The sequence below is a fragment of the Mesorhizobium sp. P3_A9 genome, from assembly GCF_056402975.1.
Map to the genome: position 1 here is coordinate 14,036 of NZ_JBFUGJ010000038.1, position 18,400 is coordinate 32,435.

At 63.5% G+C, this 18,400-nt stretch carries 19 protein-coding genes; 13 read left to right on the forward strand and 6 right to left on the reverse strand.

The window, feature by feature from the left end; genetic code table 11:
• The first annotated feature begins 245 nt into the window (after positions 1–245).
• A complete protein-coding gene (locus AC1DX0_RS09055) occupies positions 246–557 on the forward strand; it encodes a hypothetical protein (protein ID WP_477224248.1) in 312 nt (103 codons plus the stop codon).
• Between the two features lie 51 nt (positions 558–608).
• Entirely contained in the window at positions 609–4,094 is a 3,486-nt protein-coding gene (locus tag AC1DX0_RS09060) for a PAS domain-containing hybrid sensor histidine kinase/response regulator (RefSeq protein WP_477224249.1), read from the forward strand.
• A gap of 34 nt (positions 4,095–4,128) precedes the next feature.
• Here AC1DX0_RS09060 and AC1DX0_RS09065 read toward each other — a convergent pair whose 3' ends face one another.
• On the reverse strand, positions 4,129–4,764 hold the full coding sequence (locus tag AC1DX0_RS09065; protein WP_477224276.1) for a TetR/AcrR family transcriptional regulator: 636 nt from the start codon (positions 4,762–4,764) through the stop codon (positions 4,129–4,131).
• A gap of 94 nt (positions 4,765–4,858) precedes the next feature.
• Here AC1DX0_RS09065 and AC1DX0_RS09070 point away from each other — a divergent pair, with 94 nt between their 5' ends.
• Together AC1DX0_RS09070 and AC1DX0_RS09075 are read left to right on the forward strand one after the other, a co-directional pair.
• Complete coding sequence (locus tag AC1DX0_RS09070; protein ID WP_477224250.1) at positions 4,859–5,515, forward strand: O-methyltransferase; 657 nt, start codon at positions 4,859–4,861, stop codon at positions 5,513–5,515.
• A gap of 141 nt (positions 5,516–5,656) precedes the next feature.
• On the forward strand, positions 5,657–6,970 hold the full coding sequence (locus tag AC1DX0_RS09075; protein ID WP_477224251.1) for an MDR family MFS transporter: 1,314 nt from the start codon (positions 5,657–5,659) through the stop codon (positions 6,968–6,970).
• Between the two features lie 24 nt (positions 6,971–6,994).
• Here the strand turns inward: AC1DX0_RS09075 and AC1DX0_RS09080 are convergent, their stop codons facing one another.
• The gene (locus AC1DX0_RS09080; protein WP_477224252.1) at positions 6,995–7,654 is read right to left on the reverse strand and encodes a response regulator transcription factor; all 660 of its coding nucleotides are present in this window, start codon (positions 7,652–7,654) and stop codon (positions 6,995–6,997) included.
• Positions 7,655–7,780: 126 nt separating this feature from the next.
• Complete coding sequence (locus tag AC1DX0_RS09085; RefSeq protein WP_477224253.1) at positions 7,781–8,215, reverse strand: hypothetical protein; 435 nt, start codon at positions 8,213–8,215, stop codon at positions 7,781–7,783.
• Positions 8,216–8,322: 107 nt separating this feature from the next.
• On the opposite strand from AC1DX0_RS09085, the gene AC1DX0_RS09090 reads away from it, so the two are divergent.
• Positions 8,323–8,673, forward strand: a complete 351-nt coding sequence (locus tag AC1DX0_RS09090) for a DUF952 domain-containing protein (RefSeq protein WP_477224254.1) — start codon at positions 8,323–8,325, stop codon at positions 8,671–8,673.
• Entirely contained in the window at positions 8,670–9,746 is a 1,077-nt protein-coding gene (locus AC1DX0_RS09095; protein WP_477224255.1) for a quinone-dependent dihydroorotate dehydrogenase, read from the forward strand. The genes AC1DX0_RS09090 and AC1DX0_RS09095 overlap by 4 nt, the downstream gene beginning before the upstream one ends.
• 13 nt (positions 9,747–9,759) lie before the next feature.
• On the opposite strand, the gene AC1DX0_RS09100 is transcribed toward AC1DX0_RS09095, so the two are convergent.
• On the reverse strand, positions 9,760–10,173 hold the full coding sequence (locus AC1DX0_RS09100) for a hypothetical protein (protein WP_477224256.1): 414 nt from the start codon (positions 10,171–10,173) through the stop codon (positions 9,760–9,762).
• 185 nt (positions 10,174–10,358) lie between these two features.
• Complete coding sequence (locus AC1DX0_RS09105; protein WP_477224277.1) at positions 10,359–11,696, reverse strand: MATE family efflux transporter; 1,338 nt, start codon at positions 11,694–11,696, stop codon at positions 10,359–10,361.
• Between the two features lie 132 nt (positions 11,697–11,828).
• Here AC1DX0_RS09105 and AC1DX0_RS09110 point away from each other — a divergent pair, with 132 nt between their 5' ends.
• Complete coding sequence (locus AC1DX0_RS09110) at positions 11,829–12,731, forward strand: histone deacetylase family protein (RefSeq protein ID WP_477224257.1); 903 nt, start codon at positions 11,829–11,831, stop codon at positions 12,729–12,731.
• A gap of 4 nt (positions 12,732–12,735) precedes the next feature.
• Here the strand turns inward: AC1DX0_RS09110 and AC1DX0_RS09115 are convergent, their stop codons facing one another.
• Positions 12,736–12,999, reverse strand: a complete 264-nt coding sequence (locus AC1DX0_RS09115; protein WP_477224258.1) for a DUF6460 domain-containing protein — start codon at positions 12,997–12,999, stop codon at positions 12,736–12,738.
• 437 nt (positions 13,000–13,436) lie between these two features.
• Between AC1DX0_RS09115 and AC1DX0_RS09120 the strand changes: the two genes are divergently transcribed.
• The 6 genes from AC1DX0_RS09120 to AC1DX0_RS09145 all read left to right on the forward strand — a co-directional run bounded on the left by AC1DX0_RS09120 (position 13,437) and on the right by AC1DX0_RS09145 (position 18,392).
• Positions 13,437–14,054 (forward strand): outer membrane protein, encoded by a 618-nt coding sequence (locus tag AC1DX0_RS09120; RefSeq protein ID WP_477224259.1) that lies wholly within the window; start codon positions 13,437–13,439, stop codon positions 14,052–14,054.
• Positions 14,055–14,237: 183 nt separating this feature from the next.
• Complete coding sequence (locus tag AC1DX0_RS09125) at positions 14,238–14,624, forward strand: hypothetical protein (RefSeq protein ID WP_477224260.1); 387 nt, start codon at positions 14,238–14,240, stop codon at positions 14,622–14,624.
• A gap of 43 nt (positions 14,625–14,667) precedes the next feature.
• Positions 14,668–15,342: a response regulator transcription factor gene (locus AC1DX0_RS09130; protein WP_477224261.1), complete on the forward strand. Its 675-nt coding sequence runs from the start codon at positions 14,668–14,670 to the stop codon at positions 15,340–15,342.
• Complete coding sequence (locus AC1DX0_RS09135; RefSeq protein ID WP_477224262.1) at positions 15,339–16,766, forward strand: sensor histidine kinase; 1,428 nt, start codon at positions 15,339–15,341, stop codon at positions 16,764–16,766. Before AC1DX0_RS09130 ends, AC1DX0_RS09135 begins: the two co-directional genes overlap by 4 nt.
• Before the next feature lie 112 nt (positions 16,767–16,878).
• A complete protein-coding gene (locus AC1DX0_RS09140; RefSeq protein WP_477224263.1) occupies positions 16,879–17,904 on the forward strand; it encodes a glycosyltransferase family 2 protein in 1,026 nt (341 codons plus the stop codon).
• Positions 17,905–17,945: 41 nt separating this feature from the next.
• Positions 17,946–18,392, forward strand: a complete 447-nt coding sequence (locus tag AC1DX0_RS09145; RefSeq protein WP_477224264.1) for a GtrA family protein — start codon at positions 17,946–17,948, stop codon at positions 18,390–18,392.
• Positions 18,393–18,400 lie beyond the last annotated feature (8 nt).

Here is an 18,400-nt window from a genome sequence, read left to right on the forward strand (position 1 = left end):
GTTCGGCGTCGTGGAGGGAGCGGATGCGCCAAATCGATCTGCGTTCCGAAATACACCGCAAGGTCATTCCGCCCCATGGCCGATTGACGTGGGGCTGGCATTCAAACGAGAGCAATTGCCCATCCGCCGGCGGTCGAACCGGTGCTCGCGCGCTCCGGCGACGATAAGGGCGAGATACCAGTCGGAAGGAACGAGCGTGAGATCGGGCTTCTCCGCCAGGTAAACGGTAGAGTCTCTTTGGAATCATGCCGTCGCACTGGAAACTCATCCTTTCTGTAGTAGCCATTTCCGAGTCCCTCCGCCTCATCCAGATCGCCGCGTTCATGCACGGCAACCTCGAAAAGTACGCCCGGCTGCCTGATCCTCTTTCTCGCAGGGACCAAGTGCCCTTTGCCCGATCCGTCGAAGCTGGGCTTCGAAAACGTAAGGCGATGGCCTTCGGCGAAGGCAACACATACGGGCACAGTGCTTTTGCACCGCGCCTTGGCGGCCTGTCTGAATGCCGTGGCCGCGATCATGCTGCCAAAGCCGCAATGGACTCGGGGCTCAAGCTGTGATTGCGTTCAGACAAGCCGGATAAAAAGACGGCAAAGGAGGAAATTCCAGGCGTGCAGGGCTTGTTCATCGTCATCATTGCGATCGCCTATGTGACGCTGCTGTTCGCCATCGCCAGCCTGGGCGACCGCCGCTCGGCGATTTCAGGGCCGAGCCGGGCGCGGCCTTTCATCTACGCGCTCAGCCTTGCCATCTACTGCACCTCGTGGACCTTCTTCGGCTCGGTTGGCCTGTCCTCCGAACGCGGCCTCGAATTCCTCGGCATCTATACCGGCCCGGTGCTGGTGTTCGTGTTCGGCTTTCCCTTGCTCAACCGCATCGTGCGGCTGGCCAAGACCGAGAAGATCACTTCCATCGCCGACTTCCTCGGCGCGCGCTACGGCAAGAGCTTTACCGTCGCCGCCATCGCCACGCTGATCGCCACCATCGGCGCGGTGCCCTATATCGCCCTGCAACTGAAGGCGATCTCCGGTTCGGTCAGCCTGATGGTCGAGCATTATACGGGATCGCCGCCCTCCTTCGATCCGTTCGTCAGCGATATCTCGCTGGTCGTCGCCATGCTGCTGGCGCTGTTTGCGGTGCTGTTCGGGACCCGCCATGCCGACGCCACCGAACACCAAGACGGGCTGGTGCTGGCGGTGGCGGTCGAAACTGTGGTCAAGCTCGCCGCCTTTCTGGCGATCGGCCTGATGGTCACTTTCCTGATCTTTGGCGGCCCCCGCGACATGTTCGCCAAGCTGGCGCAGAATACCCAGGTCCGGCAGGCGATGGGCTACAACACCTCGCTCGCCACCTGGCTGGTGCTGACCGGCCTCAGCGGCTGTGCCATCATCATGCTGCCGCGGCAGTTCTACGTCACCATCGTCGAGAACCGTGGTGAGGCCGAACTGCGCACCGCGACCTGGGTGTTTCCACTCTACCTCGTGGCGATCAACCTGTTCGTGCTGCCGATCGCGTTTGCCGGCCTGTCGCTGGTCGGCACCGGCACCAGCAGCGATCTCTACGTGCTGTCACTGCCTCTGTTCAGCGGCCATGATGTGCTCGCCATGGCCGCCTTCATCGGCGGGCTGTCGGCGGCAACGGCCATGGTGATCGTCGAAAGCGTGGCGCTGTCGATCATGATTTCCAACGACCTCGTCATTCCGCTGTTCGTGCGCCGCCTGCTCAAGACCTCGACCTCGGAGAGTGAGGACTGGTCGACGCTCATCCTCAATGTGCGGCGCGGGGCGATCTTCATCCTGTTGTTTATCGCCTTCCTCTACTACCGCGAGAGCACCAACAGCGCGCGCCTATCATCGATCGGCCTGATGTCCTTCGCGGCGATCGCGCAGTTCGCGCCGGCGCTGGTCGGCGGGCTGATCTGGCGCGGCGCCAATGGCCGGGGGGCAGCGCTCGGCATGGTCGCCGGCATCATCGTCTGGGGCTATACGCTGCTATTGCCGTCACTTGTCGCGCCCGATACCGATATCCTCTTGCACGGGCTGTTCGGCTTCGAGGCGTTGCGACCGCAGGCGCTGTTCGGCACGGTGGCCGAACCACTGAACCACGGCGTGTTGTGGAGCCTGTCGATCAACACGCTGTTTTTCGTCCTTGGCTCGCTGTCGCGCGCGTCGGTGCCGCTGGAACGCATCCAGGCGTCGATCTTCGTGCCAAGGGATGCCGGCCCGATGCCGAGCCTGCGCCGCTTCCGCACCGCCATCACCGTCAACGACCTCAAGGACACGATCGGGCGCTACCTCGGCGTCGAGCGCACCGAGCGCTCGTTCCAGTCGTTCGAGAAGACCAACGGCACCACGCTGCTCGGCAAGGAGCAGGCGAGCATGGACGTCATCCGCTTCTCCGAGCAGCTTTTGGCGAGTGCCGTCGGTTCCTCCTCGGCGCGGCTGATCCTGTCGCTGCTGTTTCGGCGCCATGACCGCGAATCCCGGGATGCCTTCCGCCTGCTCGACGACGCCACCGAGGCGCTGCAGCACAATCGCGACCTCCTGCAGATCGCGCTCGACCAGATGGAGCAAGGCATCACCGTCTTCGATCGCGATTTCCGCCTGATCTGCTGGAACCGCCAGTACCGGGCGCTGTTCGACCTGCCCGACGAGATGGGCCAGGTCGGTGTCTCGCTCGACCAGATCCTGCGCCATCTCGCCGAGCGCGGCGACATCCCCGCCGATCAGCGCGTGACGATGCTCAACCGGCTGACCAGCTTCGTCAGCCCCTGGCAGATGGAGCTGAAGACCAGCGGCCGCATCCTGGAGCTGCGCTCCAACCCGATGCCGGATGGCGGCATCGTCGCCACCTATGCCGACATTTCCGGGCGCGTCGAGCAGGATCTGGCGCTGAAGCGGGCCAATGAATCGCTGGAGCAGCGGGTCAAGACCCGCACCATCGAGTTGACCCGGGTTAATGAGGAGCTGGCGCAGGCGCAGATGCTGGCCGAGGAGGCCAATCTCGGCAAGACGCGCTTCCTCGCCGCCGCCGGCCACGACATCCTGCAGCCGCTGAACGCCGCCCGGCTCTATTGCTCGTCGCTGATCGAGAAGGCCGGCAAGGGTCCAGCCGGCAGGGCCGCGGTCAACATCGAATCCTCGCTGGAATCGGTCGAGACCATTTTGGGCGCCGTGCTCGATATCTCGCGCCTCGACGCCGGTGCGATGAAGCCGGACGATACCGCCTTCAACCTCGACGGATTGCTGCGCCAGATCGGCAATGATTTTCGGCCAATGGCAGCCGAAAAGAAGCTCGGGCTGACCATCATGGCCTCGTCGCTCACCGTGATGACCGACCGCAACTTGTTGCGCCGCCTGATCCAGAATCTGGTCTCCAACGCGATTAAGTACACCCGCCGGGGCCGCATCCTGGTGGGCGTGCGGCGGCGCGGCGAACTGGCGGAAATCCAGGTGATCGACACCGGCATCGGCATCGCCGGCGACAAGCTGAACACCGTCTTCCATGAGTTCACCCGGCTGGATGAAGGCGTGCGCGAAGCCGAGGGCCTCGGTCTCGGCCTGTCCATCGTCGACCGCATCGCTCGCGTGCTCAGGCTCGAAATCCGCATCTTCTCCAATCCTGGCAAAGGCACCCGCTTCTCGGTCATCCTGCCGGTGGCGGCGGTGGCGGTACCGCGGCGCGAGACCGAGAAAACACCAGCACGCGCGGCTTCTTCGCTTGCCGGGCTGACCGTGCTTTGCATCGACAACGACGCGCGTATCCTCGACGGCATGCGGTTGCTGCTCGAAGGCTGGGGGTGCAGCGTCGACACCGCCTCGGGGTCAGGGGATCTTTTGCGGCCCGGCGCACGCCGGCCCGACATCGTGCTTGCCGACTATCACCTCGACGGCGCCACCGGGCTCGATGCGATCAGGACTCTGCGCGCAGCCTACGGCCAGGACTTAGCTTGCGTGCTGGTGACCGCCGACCGTTCCAACGAGGTGCGCGCAGCAGCAAGCGAACTCGACGTCCCGGTGATCAACAAGCCGCTGAAACCGGCGGTGCTGCGCTCGATGATGGCCAGGGTCAGGCCGCTGGCCTCGGCGGCGGAGTGATGCCAAAGAGGCGGGCCGGACAGCGCCGGCGACCTCAGCCGCTGTGGCCCAGACTTTCGAGGTAAGCGCAGAACATGTCGGCCATTGCGTCGGCATAGGTTTCGATCTCGACCGGTGTTCGCGGACTTCCCGAAAAGTCCTTTCCCACCGCGCTGAGTGTGGTGATGATCAGCTCGCCCGCCAAGGTACGGACGGCGTCTGAAGCCTCAGGCAAAGCCTCCCGCATAAATGTCTGGACAGTTCGCTCTCCCGAGACTCTGGCCTCGTGCGCCTCTGGCGCGTCGCGGTAGAGAGGGGCGGCGTCATTGAGCGCGACACGCACCGCAGCCTCTTCGCACTCCGAGCGGATGAAGGCGTGGACAAGGCGACGCAGCCGTTCGAGCGGCGGGCGTTGGTCGTCCTCGAGTATGGTGCGCAGCAGGCCACCCGTCTGCCGCCATTCATCGCTCTGCAGCCGGAACAGGAGTGCCGCCTTGTTGGGGAAATATTGGTAGAGCGAGCCGACGCTGACGCCCGCCTTTTCCGCGACGCGCGTGGTGGTGAAACGCTGTGCGCCTTCGCTCGCCAAAACCTGAACAGCAGCCTCCAAAATCGCCGCGACAAGGTCCGTGGCACGTGCCTGTTTGGGCTGTTTTCGTGAGGAAATCGAAGGACTTGAGCATCCTGTCATGTCTCGGCTCGGCAATGCGAATTGGAAACCTGAAGGATTATTCGTATTTTTCAGCGCAACACAAGAACGCAGTCCTTTTCGACCGGAGACTTTCATGATGACGCTGACCAACGCACCGCTGGCACCCCTGCTTGAGCGCCTGTTCAAGGAAGCCAATGCCACTACCAGTCCGGCCGTGGCTGCGCTTTCGCACGACGAGCGGGCGCGCCTGCTCAACAGCAAGACCGAATATGTCGATTTCTACGGGCGGCTGAAGGACCTCTGGCTGGCGATCTCGCCGGAGACCGGGACGCTGCTCTACATGCTGACGCGCAGCAGCGGCGCGCGTGTCATTGTCGAATTCGGCACCTCGTTCGGCATCTCGACGCTCTATCTTGCCGCGGCACTCAGGGACAATGGCGGTGGCCGCCTGATCACCACCGAATTCGAACCATCCAAGGTGATGCGGGCCAAGGCCAATCTGACCGAGGGCGGCCTTATCGACCTGGTGGAGATCCGTGAGGGCGACGCGCTTGAGACGCTGAGCGCCGACCTGCCCGAAACGATCGACCTGCTACTGCTCGACGGCGCCAAGGCGATCTATCCGGAGATCCTCAGCCTGGTCGAGAGCCGCTTGAGGCCAGGCGCACTGATCATTGCCGACAACGCCGATTTCTCTCCCGAATATCTGCAACGGGTGCGCTCGCCGGCATCGGGCTACATGTCCACGCCGTTTGGCGAGGACGTCGAACTGTCCGTGCGGCTCGGCTGAAGCCGGTCCCATCGCCGCATGGGATTCAACCACGCGGCTCAACCTCCATGTCGCTCCAGGGCGACCGTAGGCGTTTACGTCAACCAACGCGCAATCTTCCGGCCGTCGACGACAGTCGGGCCTCCATGCGCAGGTGACGTCATGATCAAAACACTCTTTTCCTCCTGGCGCGCTGCCCCGCGCCCAGCCCTGTTGGGGCTTCTGCTCTTCTTCTGTGCCGGTTTCGCCGATGGCGCATTGATGCCTTTCTTTCCGCTCTGGGCGAGCAGCGAGGCCGGCATTCCTGTCGGCGCGATCGGCCTGCTGTTCGGCTGCTATGCCGGCGGCGAACTTCTGGCGGCGCCACTGATCGGCGGCATCGCCGACCGCGTCGGCCGGCGGCCGGTGGTGATCGCCTCGTCGCTCGGCGTCGGGGCCGGCTTCCTGGCCCTGTTCTTCGTGCATGGTGTCGTCATTACCGCGATCGTGCTGCTGTTGACCGGCATGTGCGAGTCGGTGCTTCACCCGACGATCCTCACCGCGATCGCCGATGTGACCGCGCCATCCGCCCATCCCCGCTGGTTCAGCCTGGCGCGCGTGAGTTCAAGCGCGGGGCAGATTCTCGGACCGGCCTGCGGCGCCCTGTTGGCGCTCGTGTCGCTGCGCAGCGTGTTTCTTGCCGGCGGTACCATGCTTGTGCTGGGCGGGATCGTGATGCTCTTCGCCCTCAACGAGACGATCGGCATCGGCCGCGCCACCGGCGACGATCGCCATGACGGCGAGGCCGATGAAGAGGAAGAAGGCCTGTCCGCGCTGCTGCCGGCCTTTCGCGACGGCCGGTTGGCGAGGCTGCTGCTCTGGGTCGTGCTGTTCGAGGTCGCCGGCAACTGGATCGAGGCGGTGATCCCGCTTTATGCGCATGATGCCGGGACCCTGACACCGTCAGGCGTCGGCGCGCTGTTCGCCTACGCCGCCGCGCTGACGGTCGGCCTGCAGATGCTGGTCAGCCGCATGGTCGAGGCACGGTCCGCTCTGTGGCTGACGGTCGGTGCGGGCATTGCGACGATACTCGCCTTTGCGCTGCTGGCCGCCTCGCCTGCGATGCTGATGCTGATCGGCGCGGTCAGCCTGTGCTCGATCGCGCAGATGCTGGTCGGACCGCTGGTGCCGACCGCCGTCAATGCGCTGGCGCCACCCGCACGACGCGCCTCCTACATGGCGGCTTCGTCGGTGGCGGTCGACCTCAAGGACTCGCTGGGGCCCTCGATCGGCACGGCGCTTTACGCGCTGGCACCGCGCCTGCCCTGGATCGCTGGCATTCCGCTAGTGGCGATCGCATCGCTCGGCCTTGGCGCCGCGATCGGCCGGGCGCAGTTGCCCGGAAGCGAATCCAATCAGGATCGGAGTGCGGGTGCGGAAGCAATCGACTCCGAGGAGGTGCCCGCAGCCTGGTCGCCAAATCCGGCAGCTGAATAGCGGTGAGCGCCGGGATTCCGGCGCTCAGTGCGCTGGCTGCAACGGATCACTGCCGATCTTGGACAAAAGAATCACCGCCTGGGTGCGGCTGTCGACGCCGAGCTTCTGCAGGACGGCCGAAACATGCGCCTTGATGGTGGCCTCGGAGACGCCGAGCTCATAGGCGATCTGCTTGTTGAGCAGGCCTTCGGCCAGCATGCCGAGCACGCGGGTCTGCTGCGGCGTCAGCGCCTGCAGCCTTTTGATCAGGTCCGATATTTCGGGATCGCGTTCGACGCCGAGATCGACACCGACGGGCGCGGCGATGTCGCCGGCGAGCACCGATTGCACGGCGTTGCGGATTTCCTCCATGCTCGCCGATTTGGAGATAAAGCCGGAGGCGCCAAGATCGAGCGCACGCCTGATGGTCACCGGATCGTCATGCGCCGACACCACGATAAGCGGCACCGCCGGATGGATGCCGCGCAGCGAGATCAGGCCGGAGAGGCCGCTGGCGCCTGGCATCGACAGGTCGAGCAGCACCAGATCGACATCCTCATTGGCCACGACCAGCGCCTTGGCGCTTTCGAAATCGCCGGCCTCGTGGATGGCGGCGACATTGCCGATGCCGGCAAGCGCCTCACGCAGAGCACCGCGAAACAGCGGATGATCGTCGGCGATGACGAAAGAATAGCCTGACGGCAAATGTCCCTCCCCGAATCCCGTCGATGATTTTTAAGCTTTTCGGGACCAGTCGGACGATTATGAGAGGCTGCGCGCTGTTTTCAAGCGGCAAAACCAGCGCGCCGCGTTTTCCCTTGTCTACAGCGCTCAGGTCTTCTGCGAATTCAGCTGGGCGCCGCCGCCATTGTCCTTGTCCATATCCTTGACGATGCCCATGAAGCCCTTCAGGAAGCGCTCCATGTAGCTCATCGTCTTGTTGAAATCCTCCTCGCTCGGCAGCTTCGATTCCAGCCGGGCGGAGAGCGAATTCTCCAGTTTGGTGACGCGTTCGTCCATTGCCTTCATCGAGGTTTGCAGGCGGTCGATTTCGTCCTGAAAAGCGGCGCGTTCGTCGGCTGCCACCTTGCAGACGAGCTGACCGGAACGTTCCTCGCAGATCGACATCGCGCCGGTCTGCGTGTCCATGCGGACATAGCCGTTGGCGGATTTTTCCAGCCGGTAGCGGTCGGTTTCTTCCGAATAGGCTGACACCGCGACCAGTGAAACGAGCGCGGCGGGGATCAAGATGTGTTGCAGACGCATGTTGTCCTCCATGGCCAAGGCCTGAAATATCGCATGTTTGCGCCGGAAATGGGGAAGACCCTTGGCGTGGCCTTTCCCGCGTGGCTGGTTCGGACTATAGCGCAACCATGTCTCAGTTTATCTACAAGATAACCCCGCAAGCGCCTTGGCGCGAGGCCGAAGCCAGTGGCCGCTTCACCGGCGCGCCGATCGACGTCGCCGACGGCTTCATCCATTTCTCCACGGCAGCGCAGGTCCGGGAAACCGCGGCAAAGCATTTTTCCGGCCAGAGCGACCTTCTGCTGGTCGCCATCGACGGCGCCAGCCTGGGCGACGCCCTGAAATACGAGGTTTCGCGCGGCGGCGCACTGTTTCCGCATCTTTACGGCGTGCTGGAGCTGAAATCCGTCACATGGGTGCGACCGCTGCCGCTCGGCGCCGATGGCACGCACCTCTTCCCGGCACTGGAGGCCGAATGAGTCTGTTCGACCGGCTTGGCCAAAAACTGCTGTTCACATTCGATCCGGAAACCGCGCATGGCATGTCGATCGCGGCGCTGCGCTGCGGCCTGCCGGTCGGCGCGCGGACGGTGCGCGACACCAGGCTGAAGGTCAGCCTTTGCGGCCTCGATTTCCCCAACCCGCTCGGCATGGCGGCCGGCTACGACAAGAACGCCGAGGTGCCGGACGCGCTGCTTGGCCTCGGCTTCGGCTTTGCCGAGGTCGGCACGGTCACGCCGCTTCCGCAGGCCGGCAATCCGAAGCCGCGCATCTTCCGGCTGACGGCGGATGAAGCGGTGATCAACCGGCTGGGCTTCAACAATGAAGGCCATGCGGCGGCCGAAAAACGCCTCGCCGTACGCAAGGGGCGCGCTGGCATCGTCGGCGTCAACATCGGCGCCAACAAGGACAGTGCTGATCGCATCGGCGACTATGAGCGCGGCGTCACCCGCCTTGCATCCTATGCCAGCTATCTGACGGTCAACATCTCCTCGCCCAACACGCCCGGCCTGCGCAACATGCAGGCGCGCGAGCAGCTCGGCGAGCTTTTGTCACGGGTCATGGCCGCGCGTGCATCAGCCGCGGCCGAGCCGCCGGTCTTCCTCAAGATCGCGCCGGATCTAGTGGAGGCCGAGTTGCAAGACATCGCCGCCGAGGTCGTTGAAAAACGGATCGACGGCGTCATCGTCTCCAATACCACCATTTCGCGGCCCCCATTGTGCAGCGGCGACGCGGCGCGCGAAACCGGCGGGCTTTCGGGAAAACCGCTGTTCGACCGCTCGACCATCGTGCTGGCGAAGATGCGCAAGCTGCTCGGGCCGGATATCGCCATCATCGGCGTCGGCGGCGTCGATTCCACAGAAACGGCGCTGGAGAAGATCCGCGCGGGTGCCGATCTGGTGCAGCTTTACACAAGTATGATCTATGCCGGACCGGCCCTGCCAGGCCGCATTGTCGCAGGGATGGCGCGATTTGTCGAAACGGAGCGGCTGAAGTCAATTCGCGAACTGCGCGATAGTGGCGTTGATCGATGGGCTGCCAAGCCGCTCTAGCAACCGCCTGATATCAACGGAGTTGTGTGATCCGCGCCCGATCCAAGGCTTCCAGTCGATAAATATCAAGAAGATCGACCATATCCTCGATTGATAGTGGCCAAATATTCGGCAAAATTCGCTCAGTTGGCATCTGAGGCTTACCAGTCCCGGCTTTGGCTTCCAGCCTGTAGCCGATGATTTGCGCGCGGTGCTGTTTGCGGACATAAAAGCCTTGGACATCCCGCCATGCGATTTTCCTCGGCACTCGAACACGGCCACCGTCCAGTGTAAAACCAGTTTCGTCGAGCACCAAGACATGCGGGCGAACAAGAAACCGAGCGAGAATCAGTGAATAGTACCCGAATACCGCTATGGCGAGCCATCCTCCGCCTATCTGCTTGAATGCAGAGAACGATTCTGGGTCCGTCACTGGAATTCGGACCATAAGAATTCCTGCACAAACAAAAGCAATGCCAGGGAGCATATTGAGGAAGTATTTTCTTCTTGATCCCCTTATGACCCTTGGCCTGATTGGTTCAAACCTGTTTCCCATTGCCGCCCCGGCATTCTGTCTACCCCGACGACTGGAAGAGTAGCGCGCTCCAAAGCTGCTATCCATGCTGGCGCAAATCAAAATGCCGTGCGCACCCGCAGCTGCAGAATGGCCAACAGGCTGAAGCCGCGCGCCAGCAGGAAAACGTGCAGCGCCGCCCACAGGCCGTGATTGCCGAAGGCCGGCGCCAGCGTCAGCAACGCGACAGCGAAGACCAGGAACGACAGCAGCATCATGTTGCGCATGTCGCGTGACCAGGTGGCGCCGATGAAGACGCCGTCCATCTGGAACGCCAGCACGCCGCTCAGCGCGGTGAATGCCGCCCAGGGCAAATAGATGTCGGCCACCGAGCGCACCTCCTGCGATGTCGTGACGACGGCGACCAGATTGGCGCCGGCCAAGAGCAGCACCAGGGTTGCGGCGCCAGCCAGCCCGAAACCCCAGAACAGGGTCAGCCGCACCGCCTGCCGGAAGGCCTGCTCGGCACGCGCGCCGACGGCACGGCCCGCGAGTTGTTCGGCGGCGGTGGCAAAACCGTCGAGGAAATAGCCGGCGACGAGGAAGAAGTTCATCAACACCGCATTGGCGGCGAGCGTCACCGTGCCGAACTGCGCGCCCTGGCGGGTGAACAGCGCGAAGGCGGCGAGCAGCGAAAACGAGCGGATCATGATGTCGCGGTTGAGCGACAGCATGCGAAGGAAGGCGCTCATGTCGAGCAGGCGATGGCGCGGCAAGGATGGGGTCGAGCGGAAGCGCAGCACGACGATGGCGAGACCCAGCAGCATGGCCAGGAATTCGCCCGTCACGGTCGCCCAGGCGACGCCGGCAACGCCCCAGCCGAGCTTCAGGCCAAGCAGGAAGCAGAGCGCGATGTTGATGCCGTTGAGCACCAGCTGCAGCACAAGTCCAAGCCCGCCCTCGCCGCGCCCCAGTACATAGCCGAGGATCGCGTAGTTGATCAGCGAGAAGGGTGCGGCAAGCAGCCTGATCCTGATGTAGATGCCCATTGCCTCGCTGACACGCGGTTCGGCGCCCATGAACCACTGGCCACCGACGGCGATCAGGGGTGAAAGCGCCGCCAGGACAATGCCGGCAATGACCGCGATCAGCACGGCGCGCCAGAACACCGCTTGTTCCTCGAGCGCATCACCACGGCCGAAAGCCTGGGCGACGAGACCGGTGGTGCCGGAGCGCAGGAAGTTGAAGCTGGTGAAGACGACGTCAAAGATCAACGCGCCCGCCGCCAGGCCGCCAAGCAGTGCCGCGTCGCCAAAGTGCCCGATCACCGCCGTGTCGACAAGGCCGAGCATCGGCGTCGTCAGATAGGCGAGCGTCATCGGCACCGCTATGGCGAGCACGGAACGGTTGGTGACGACGAAAGGTCTCGCGTCGGCTGGGATTGCACCCTTGTCCAAGGGATTGCTGCCTTGCTGATTGCGGCTTGATCGAAGAGCCGATGTGCCCCATTTTCCGGCCACCGCGCAATCATTCTTGCCGCGATGGCCAACCGAAATCCCGGTCTGGCGCGAGTCCGCCGGATCCCGTTCATGCCCCTGCATATCGTCCACCACCCCGACTACGACGCCGGCTTTGCCACCAACCACCGCTTCCCGATGAGCAAGTATCCGTTGCTGATGGAGGCCTTGCGCGCACGCGGCCTGGCCAGGCCCGGGGCGCTCAACACAGCGGAACCCGCGCCGGCGTCATGGCTGAAGCTTGCCCATGCGGCCGACTATGTCGATCAGGTCATCGGCTGTTGCGTGCCGGAAAAAATCGAACGCGAGATCGGCTTTCCGGTCGGCCCTCGCGTTTCGCTGCGCGCGCAGCTTGCCGCCGGCGGCACGATACTGGCGGCGCGCCTTGCCTTGCGCCACGGCATTGCCTGCAACACCGCCGGCGGCAGCCATCATGCGCGGCGCGCGCAAGGTGCCGGCTTTTGCACCTTCAACGACGTCGCCGTCGCCTCGCTGGTGCTGCTCGCCGAGAGTGCCGCACAAAACATCCTGGTCGTCGATCTCGACGTGCATCAGGGCGACGGCACTGCGGACATTCTGAGCGAGGAGCCACGCGTGTTCACCTTCTCCATGCATGGCGACCGCAACTACCCCGTGCGCAAGATCGCCTCCGACCTCGACATCGCGCTGCCCGACGGCACGGGCGATGCCGCCTATCTCGAGAGGCTGGCCGCCATCCTGCCGGAACTGTCGGCCCGGGCGCATTGGGACATCGTTTTCTACAATGCGGGCGTCGACGTCCATGCCGAGGACCGGCTTGGCAGGCTGGCGCTTTCCAACGATGGCCTGCGCGCCCGCGATACGATGGTGATCGATCGTTTCCGCGCGATCGGCATTCCCGTCTGCGGCGTCATCGGCGGCGGCTATTCCACGGATGTGCCGACACTTGCCGCGCGGCACGCCATCCTGTTCGAGGTCGCCTCAAGCTACGCCTAAAAGGTCATTTCCGGTAGTTGGCGATCCTGAGCAGGATGAAGGCCGGCACGACGATCGCGGCACCCAGCAGGATGTAACCGAGGAAGCGGTCGATGGCGTGGAAGCCCAGATTCCACAGGTCGATGAAGAACCTCTGGATGCTGTAGAACACATCCATCGGCGACCAGCCGAAGGCATTCATGACAAGGCCGACGAGGAACGACACCACCAGCAGCTTCAGGATCACCCTGAATGGCGAGTCGCCGAGAAAGCGCGTCAGTGCGGACAAGGCCGTCTCCCGATTGAGATGCCCGGACTCATGGGCACGATCCAGAGATACGTGCTTGGCGGCAAACCATCAAGCCGGCACGGTCTGTCCGTGGAATGCACAGAGTTCGAGACTCCGGGCTTGCGAAGGTTCGCAATTCTTAAATATCGGTAAACAAGATCATTTTAATTTATTGAAAATAAAGCACAAAATCGTCATTCTCGAATTTTGCGCAATGTGCGTGCAATTTTCACCTGCAAGACAGTCGGCGTCTTTCAGGTGACTGGTTGCCCGGCGCTCCGACCCTCCTACCACAGCTGGCGAACGCCAGTTTCAGGACCGTGCAACCATCCCTGAAAGACACCAAATCGGAGCCCGACCGCCCCAACGGTCAGGCTCCCCGGGAATTAACCTGCGTACCGATTTGCCGGATGCGCGTTTGTGTTGGAGTAATGCTCGTGTCCTCTCAAGCAAAGATCGTCCTGACGGCGGCTGTCCTTGGCATCTGCCTTCTCGGGCCGGCGATGGCCGCCGACCTTTCACCGACCTACAATGATCCCCCCGCCTTCCAGTGGAGCGGCGCCTATGTCGGCGTCCATGGCGGCACGGCGTTCACAAGGATGCCCAATCCGTTCGCCGATCGAAATGGCTTCAGCGGCGGCGTTCAGGCCGGCTACAACCAGCAGATGGGTCCGGCGGTCCTCGGCGCCGAGATCGAAGGCTCCTATCTGGGCGGCGCAGAACATGACGTCCATGGTGGCAAGATCAAGGAGAAATGGCGTGGTGCCGCCAAGGCCAAGGCAGGCGTGAGCTTCGACCAGACGCTGCTGTTTGGAACCGGCGGCGTTGCGCTGACCAAATTCGACAAGGGCGACAATGTCACCAGCGCGGATGGATGGAAGGTGGGCTATCTGCTGGGCGCCGGCATCGAGCAGGGCTTTGCCGGCGGACTGTCCGCCAAGGTCGAGTACGACTATGTCCGCACCCCTGGCGTCGAGACGACATCGGCCCTTGGCACGTCCAAGACGACGATCGGCAGCCATGAGCTGAAGGCCGGCATCAACTACCGGTTCTAGAGCAGGTCGATCGGATTGCGCGATGCCCGCCGGCATCGCGCAATCCTGCGTTCCGGCAATACCCGAGGCGGCGGTCGGCTTTTTCCGTAACGGACCCAGTTCCCGCGGCTCTTCGCAATGTCGATGCAATCTTCGCGATCTAGGTCCCGCACGTGAATTTTCATGACGGGAATCTGCTCCGATATGTCCAGATATGGCGCCGGCCTCCTCATACGGGGCGCGAAGATAGTGTTCGTCGCGCTCGCGCTCGGGGGCTGTGCCTCCGACATCATGAAGAACTATGTCGGACAGCCGGTCGAATCGGTCATTCTGGATTACGGCCCGCCAACCGCTGTCGTCGATCTCGGCCAGGGCGAACGCGCCTATCAGTGGCGCAAGGTATCGACGTCGGCGGTTCCCGGGACATCGAGCGGCGAGGTTCGCCATACAAAACACGGAACCGTCTATGAAGAGACCGAGACGCCCGGCTATATCGAGCGTCAGGAATGCTTCTACACATTCTACGCCCGCGCTTCCGGCAGCCGCTGGTTCATCACCAATTTCCGCCAGCCGAAGCTGGAATGCGAATGAATTGCCGCGGCCGCAGACCGGCTGCGGATAAAGGAGAATATTCATGCGCGTCCTGTTGATCGAGGACGAACCGGAAATGGCCTCCGTGCTGAAGGCCGCTCTCGAGCGTCTGGACATCATCGTCGACCATGCCGCGACATTGGCCGATGCCGAGGCGATGGCCCGCCTGGGCTATCACGACGCGGTGGTGCTGGACCGCCGGCTGCCGGATGGCGACGGCCTCAGCCTCATACCGCGCCTGCGTGCCTTGCACCTGGATGTGCCTGTCATCGCGCTGACGGCGATGAGCGGGTTGGACGACCGTGTCGCCGGGCTCGATGCCGGCGCCGACGATTATATGGTCAAGCCCTTCGCCACGGTGGAACTCGTCGCGCGACTTCATGCCTTGCACCGGCGCTCGTTCACATCGCGCGCCAACCAGACGATGGTCGGCCGCCTCACCTATGATTTCCGCCACCGCGAGGCGCTGGTCGAGGAACAGGCGCTCGATCTGCCGCGGCGCGAAAGGCTGGTGCTCGAAACGCTGATCCGCAGGCCGGGGCGGACCATCATGCGCAGCGCGCTGGAGGAAGCCGTCTACGCACTGGACGACGAGATCGGCTCCAATGCGCTCGATGCGCATATTTCGCGGCTGCGCCGCAAGCTCGACGATGTCGCCGCCGGCATCGAGATCCGGGCGATCCGCAACCTTGGCTACCTCTTGCGGGCGGCCTCGTGAAGAAGGTCCGCACACGCTCGCTGCAATGGATCCTCGTCCGGCGGCTGATCCTGCTGCAGGCGGCGACGCTGCTGATCTTCATCGTGCTTTGCGCGGCGGCACTTTGGATCGCCAATCCGCGCCTTTTGATCGACAACGAGGCGGCCGTTGCCGCCATCAAGGAAGCGGTTGGCCGTGACGGCAACGGCAGACTGATCGTCCATGAGACCGAGGGGCTTGCCAGCTTTCGCGAGGGCTTCCCCAACGTCTGGTACATTGTTCGTGACGGCAACGGCCAGAGCGTGCGCTTCGGTAATGTGCCTGACGTCTACGCCAGGAATTTTGGCGACTTGCTGGGCGAGGCCGATCACGCCACCATCGGATTTTCCGAAGATGATTTGAGGCCGGAGGCCTATCTCGAAAAAGCCGCGACCAGGGCCGGCACGGTACAAATCATCGCCGGGACGCGGTCGTCGCGAGAAACCGAGGGCCTTGAGCTCAGCATTTCGGCTACTGTCGACGTCGCCAGGAATCCCGACGGCAGCAGGAACTGGGAGAAGGCACTCCCCGCGCTTGCGGTCATCATCCTCATCCTGTTGTTGCCGATCGTCCTGGTCATGGGAACCACGACCCTGGTGACGACTCCGGCGGTGGTGCGCCGCTCCTTCGCCGGCCTTGTCGAAACGGTCCGCCAGGCGGCGCGTATCGACATCGGCACCCGCGCCATGCAATTGCCGGTCAAGCAGGTGCCCCAGGAAATCGCGCCGCTGGTGCATGCCTTCAACGAGGCGCTCGCCCGCCTCGCCCAGGGTTACGACCGCCACAATCGCTTCCTCACCGACGCGGCGCATGAATTGCGCACGCCGATCGCCATCCTGCGCACACGCGCGGAACTGCTGAAGCAGGAGCCGCAGAGCGTGCGCCTGCTGCATGACATCGAGCGTCTGTCGCATCTTGCCCAGCAACTGCTCGACCATCAGTTGCTCGACCGGCCGTCGGACCAGCGCCAGATCATCGATCTCGACGATCTCGCCAGCCGGGTCGCCGCCGATTTCGCCCCATTGGCCATCGAGGCCGGTTACGACCTCGCCTTCGAGCCTGCACCCGGCAAGGCCCAGGTGGAGGTCAATGTCCTGCAGATCGAGCGCGCGCTCGCCAACCTCGTGCGCAACGCAATCGAGCATGGCGGCGGCAGCGGCACGATCACGATCGCCATCGACGGGGCCGGCGGCGTCGAGGTGCGCGACGAAGGCCCGGGCATTCCCGCTGAAGAGCATGAGAATGTCTTCGAGCCCTTTTACCGCTTGCTGCCGCAGTCGCGCGGGGCGGGGCTGGGACTGAACCTCGCCCGACAGATCGCGCTGCTGCATGACGGAACGATCCGCATCCTGACGGGCTCATGGCGCGGCGCCCGCATCCGCATGGAGCTGCCGGTGCGTTCGTGACAGTGCCCGGCCCACGGCGTCGGCCGGCCGATGACGCCGCGTCGATCCCTGGCTTATCTGTTTTCTAACCAATTGCCGCTATTGCCATTCCAGGAGCGGGAGCCAGGCTTTGGTGGGAACGGGAAAAATCGGCGCGCACCGCGCAATCGCCCTGTCGGTCGTGGTGCCATGCTATAATGAGCGCGACGGCGTGGCCGAGCTTCACCGACGCGTCAGCGCCGTGTGCCTCGAGCAAAGCCCTTCCTACGAGATCGTCCTTGTCATCGACGGAGCGACCGACGGCACCCGCGAGGCTATCTTCGAACTGGCCGAAAAGGACGACCATGTCGTCGCCATCGACCTTGCCCGCAATTACGGCCACCAGATCGCCTTAAGCGCGGGGCTGGAGTTCTGCCGCGGCGAGCGCATTCTCATTCTTGACGCCGACCTCCAGGACCCGCCCGAACTGCTTGGTGCGATGATGGCGAAGATGGATGAAGGTTTCGATGTCGTCTACGGCCAGAGGGTGAAGCGCGACGGCGAAAGCTGGTTCAAGCGGGCTTCCGCCTCGATGTTCTACCGCTTGCTCGGCCGGATGGTCGATGTCGAGATCGCACCGGACTCCGGAGACTTCCGGCTGATGAGCCGCCGTGCGCTCGACCATCTGAACGCGATGCCCGAGCGCTACAGGTTCATTCGCGGCATGGTGAGCTGGATCGGGCTCAGGCAGGTCGCCTTCCCCTATGAAAGGCACCGGCGCTTTGCCGGCACCACCCACTACCCGCTGAAGAAGATGGTTCTTCTGGCGGTCGACGCGATGACCAGCTTTTCGATCGTGCCGTTGCGGTTTGCCTCGCTGCTGGGGATGATGTTCGGCCTGCTCGGACTGGTCGTGCTCGGCTATACGCTGTTCGAATGGTCCAGGGGCAACGTGGTTCCCGGCTGGACGAGCCTTGCCGCGATCATGCTGATCATGGGCAGTGTCCAGCTTCTGGTGCTTGGCATCTTCGGCGAGTATCTCGGCCGCATGTACATGGAGACGAAGCGGCGGCCGCTCTATTTCGTCAACGAGATCGTTGCGCGCGACCGGCCAGCCAAGGACAGCGACCTGCCCGTCCATCGCCTGCAGGAGATGGCGAAAAGAGCCGCGCGTGGCTGAGGCAAAGGTCGACCAGATGCAACGGGAACGGCGTGGGCAGGATGCGGTCGGCTCTTCCGTCTGATGTCTCGCGGATGCTGCGCTTCGGCGCCGTCGGGCTTCTCAACACGGCGCTTGGCTATACGCTGGTCCTGGCCGGGTTGGCGGTGGGCCTCGGCGACATCGTTTCCAATGCGGCTGGCTATGCCGGGGGCCTTACGCTTGGCTTCTTCCTCAATCGCCAATGGACGTTCGGACGTGCCGGCGGCTTTCGCCCCGGCGCGGTCACTCGATACGCGATCACCTTCGTCGTCGCCTATGGCGCCAATCTGGGCGTCGTGATCGCCGCCATGTCTGCCGGCTTCATCGAGAACCCGTTTGTCCATCTGGCGGGAAACTGCCTCTACTCGGTCATTTTCTATCTCGGCTCGTCCCGTTTCGTCTTCGTCGGCGGCGCGGATGATGCTGTGGCCGCAACGAACGCGAAATGGCCCGGAGCGGTAACATGAACCAGGCC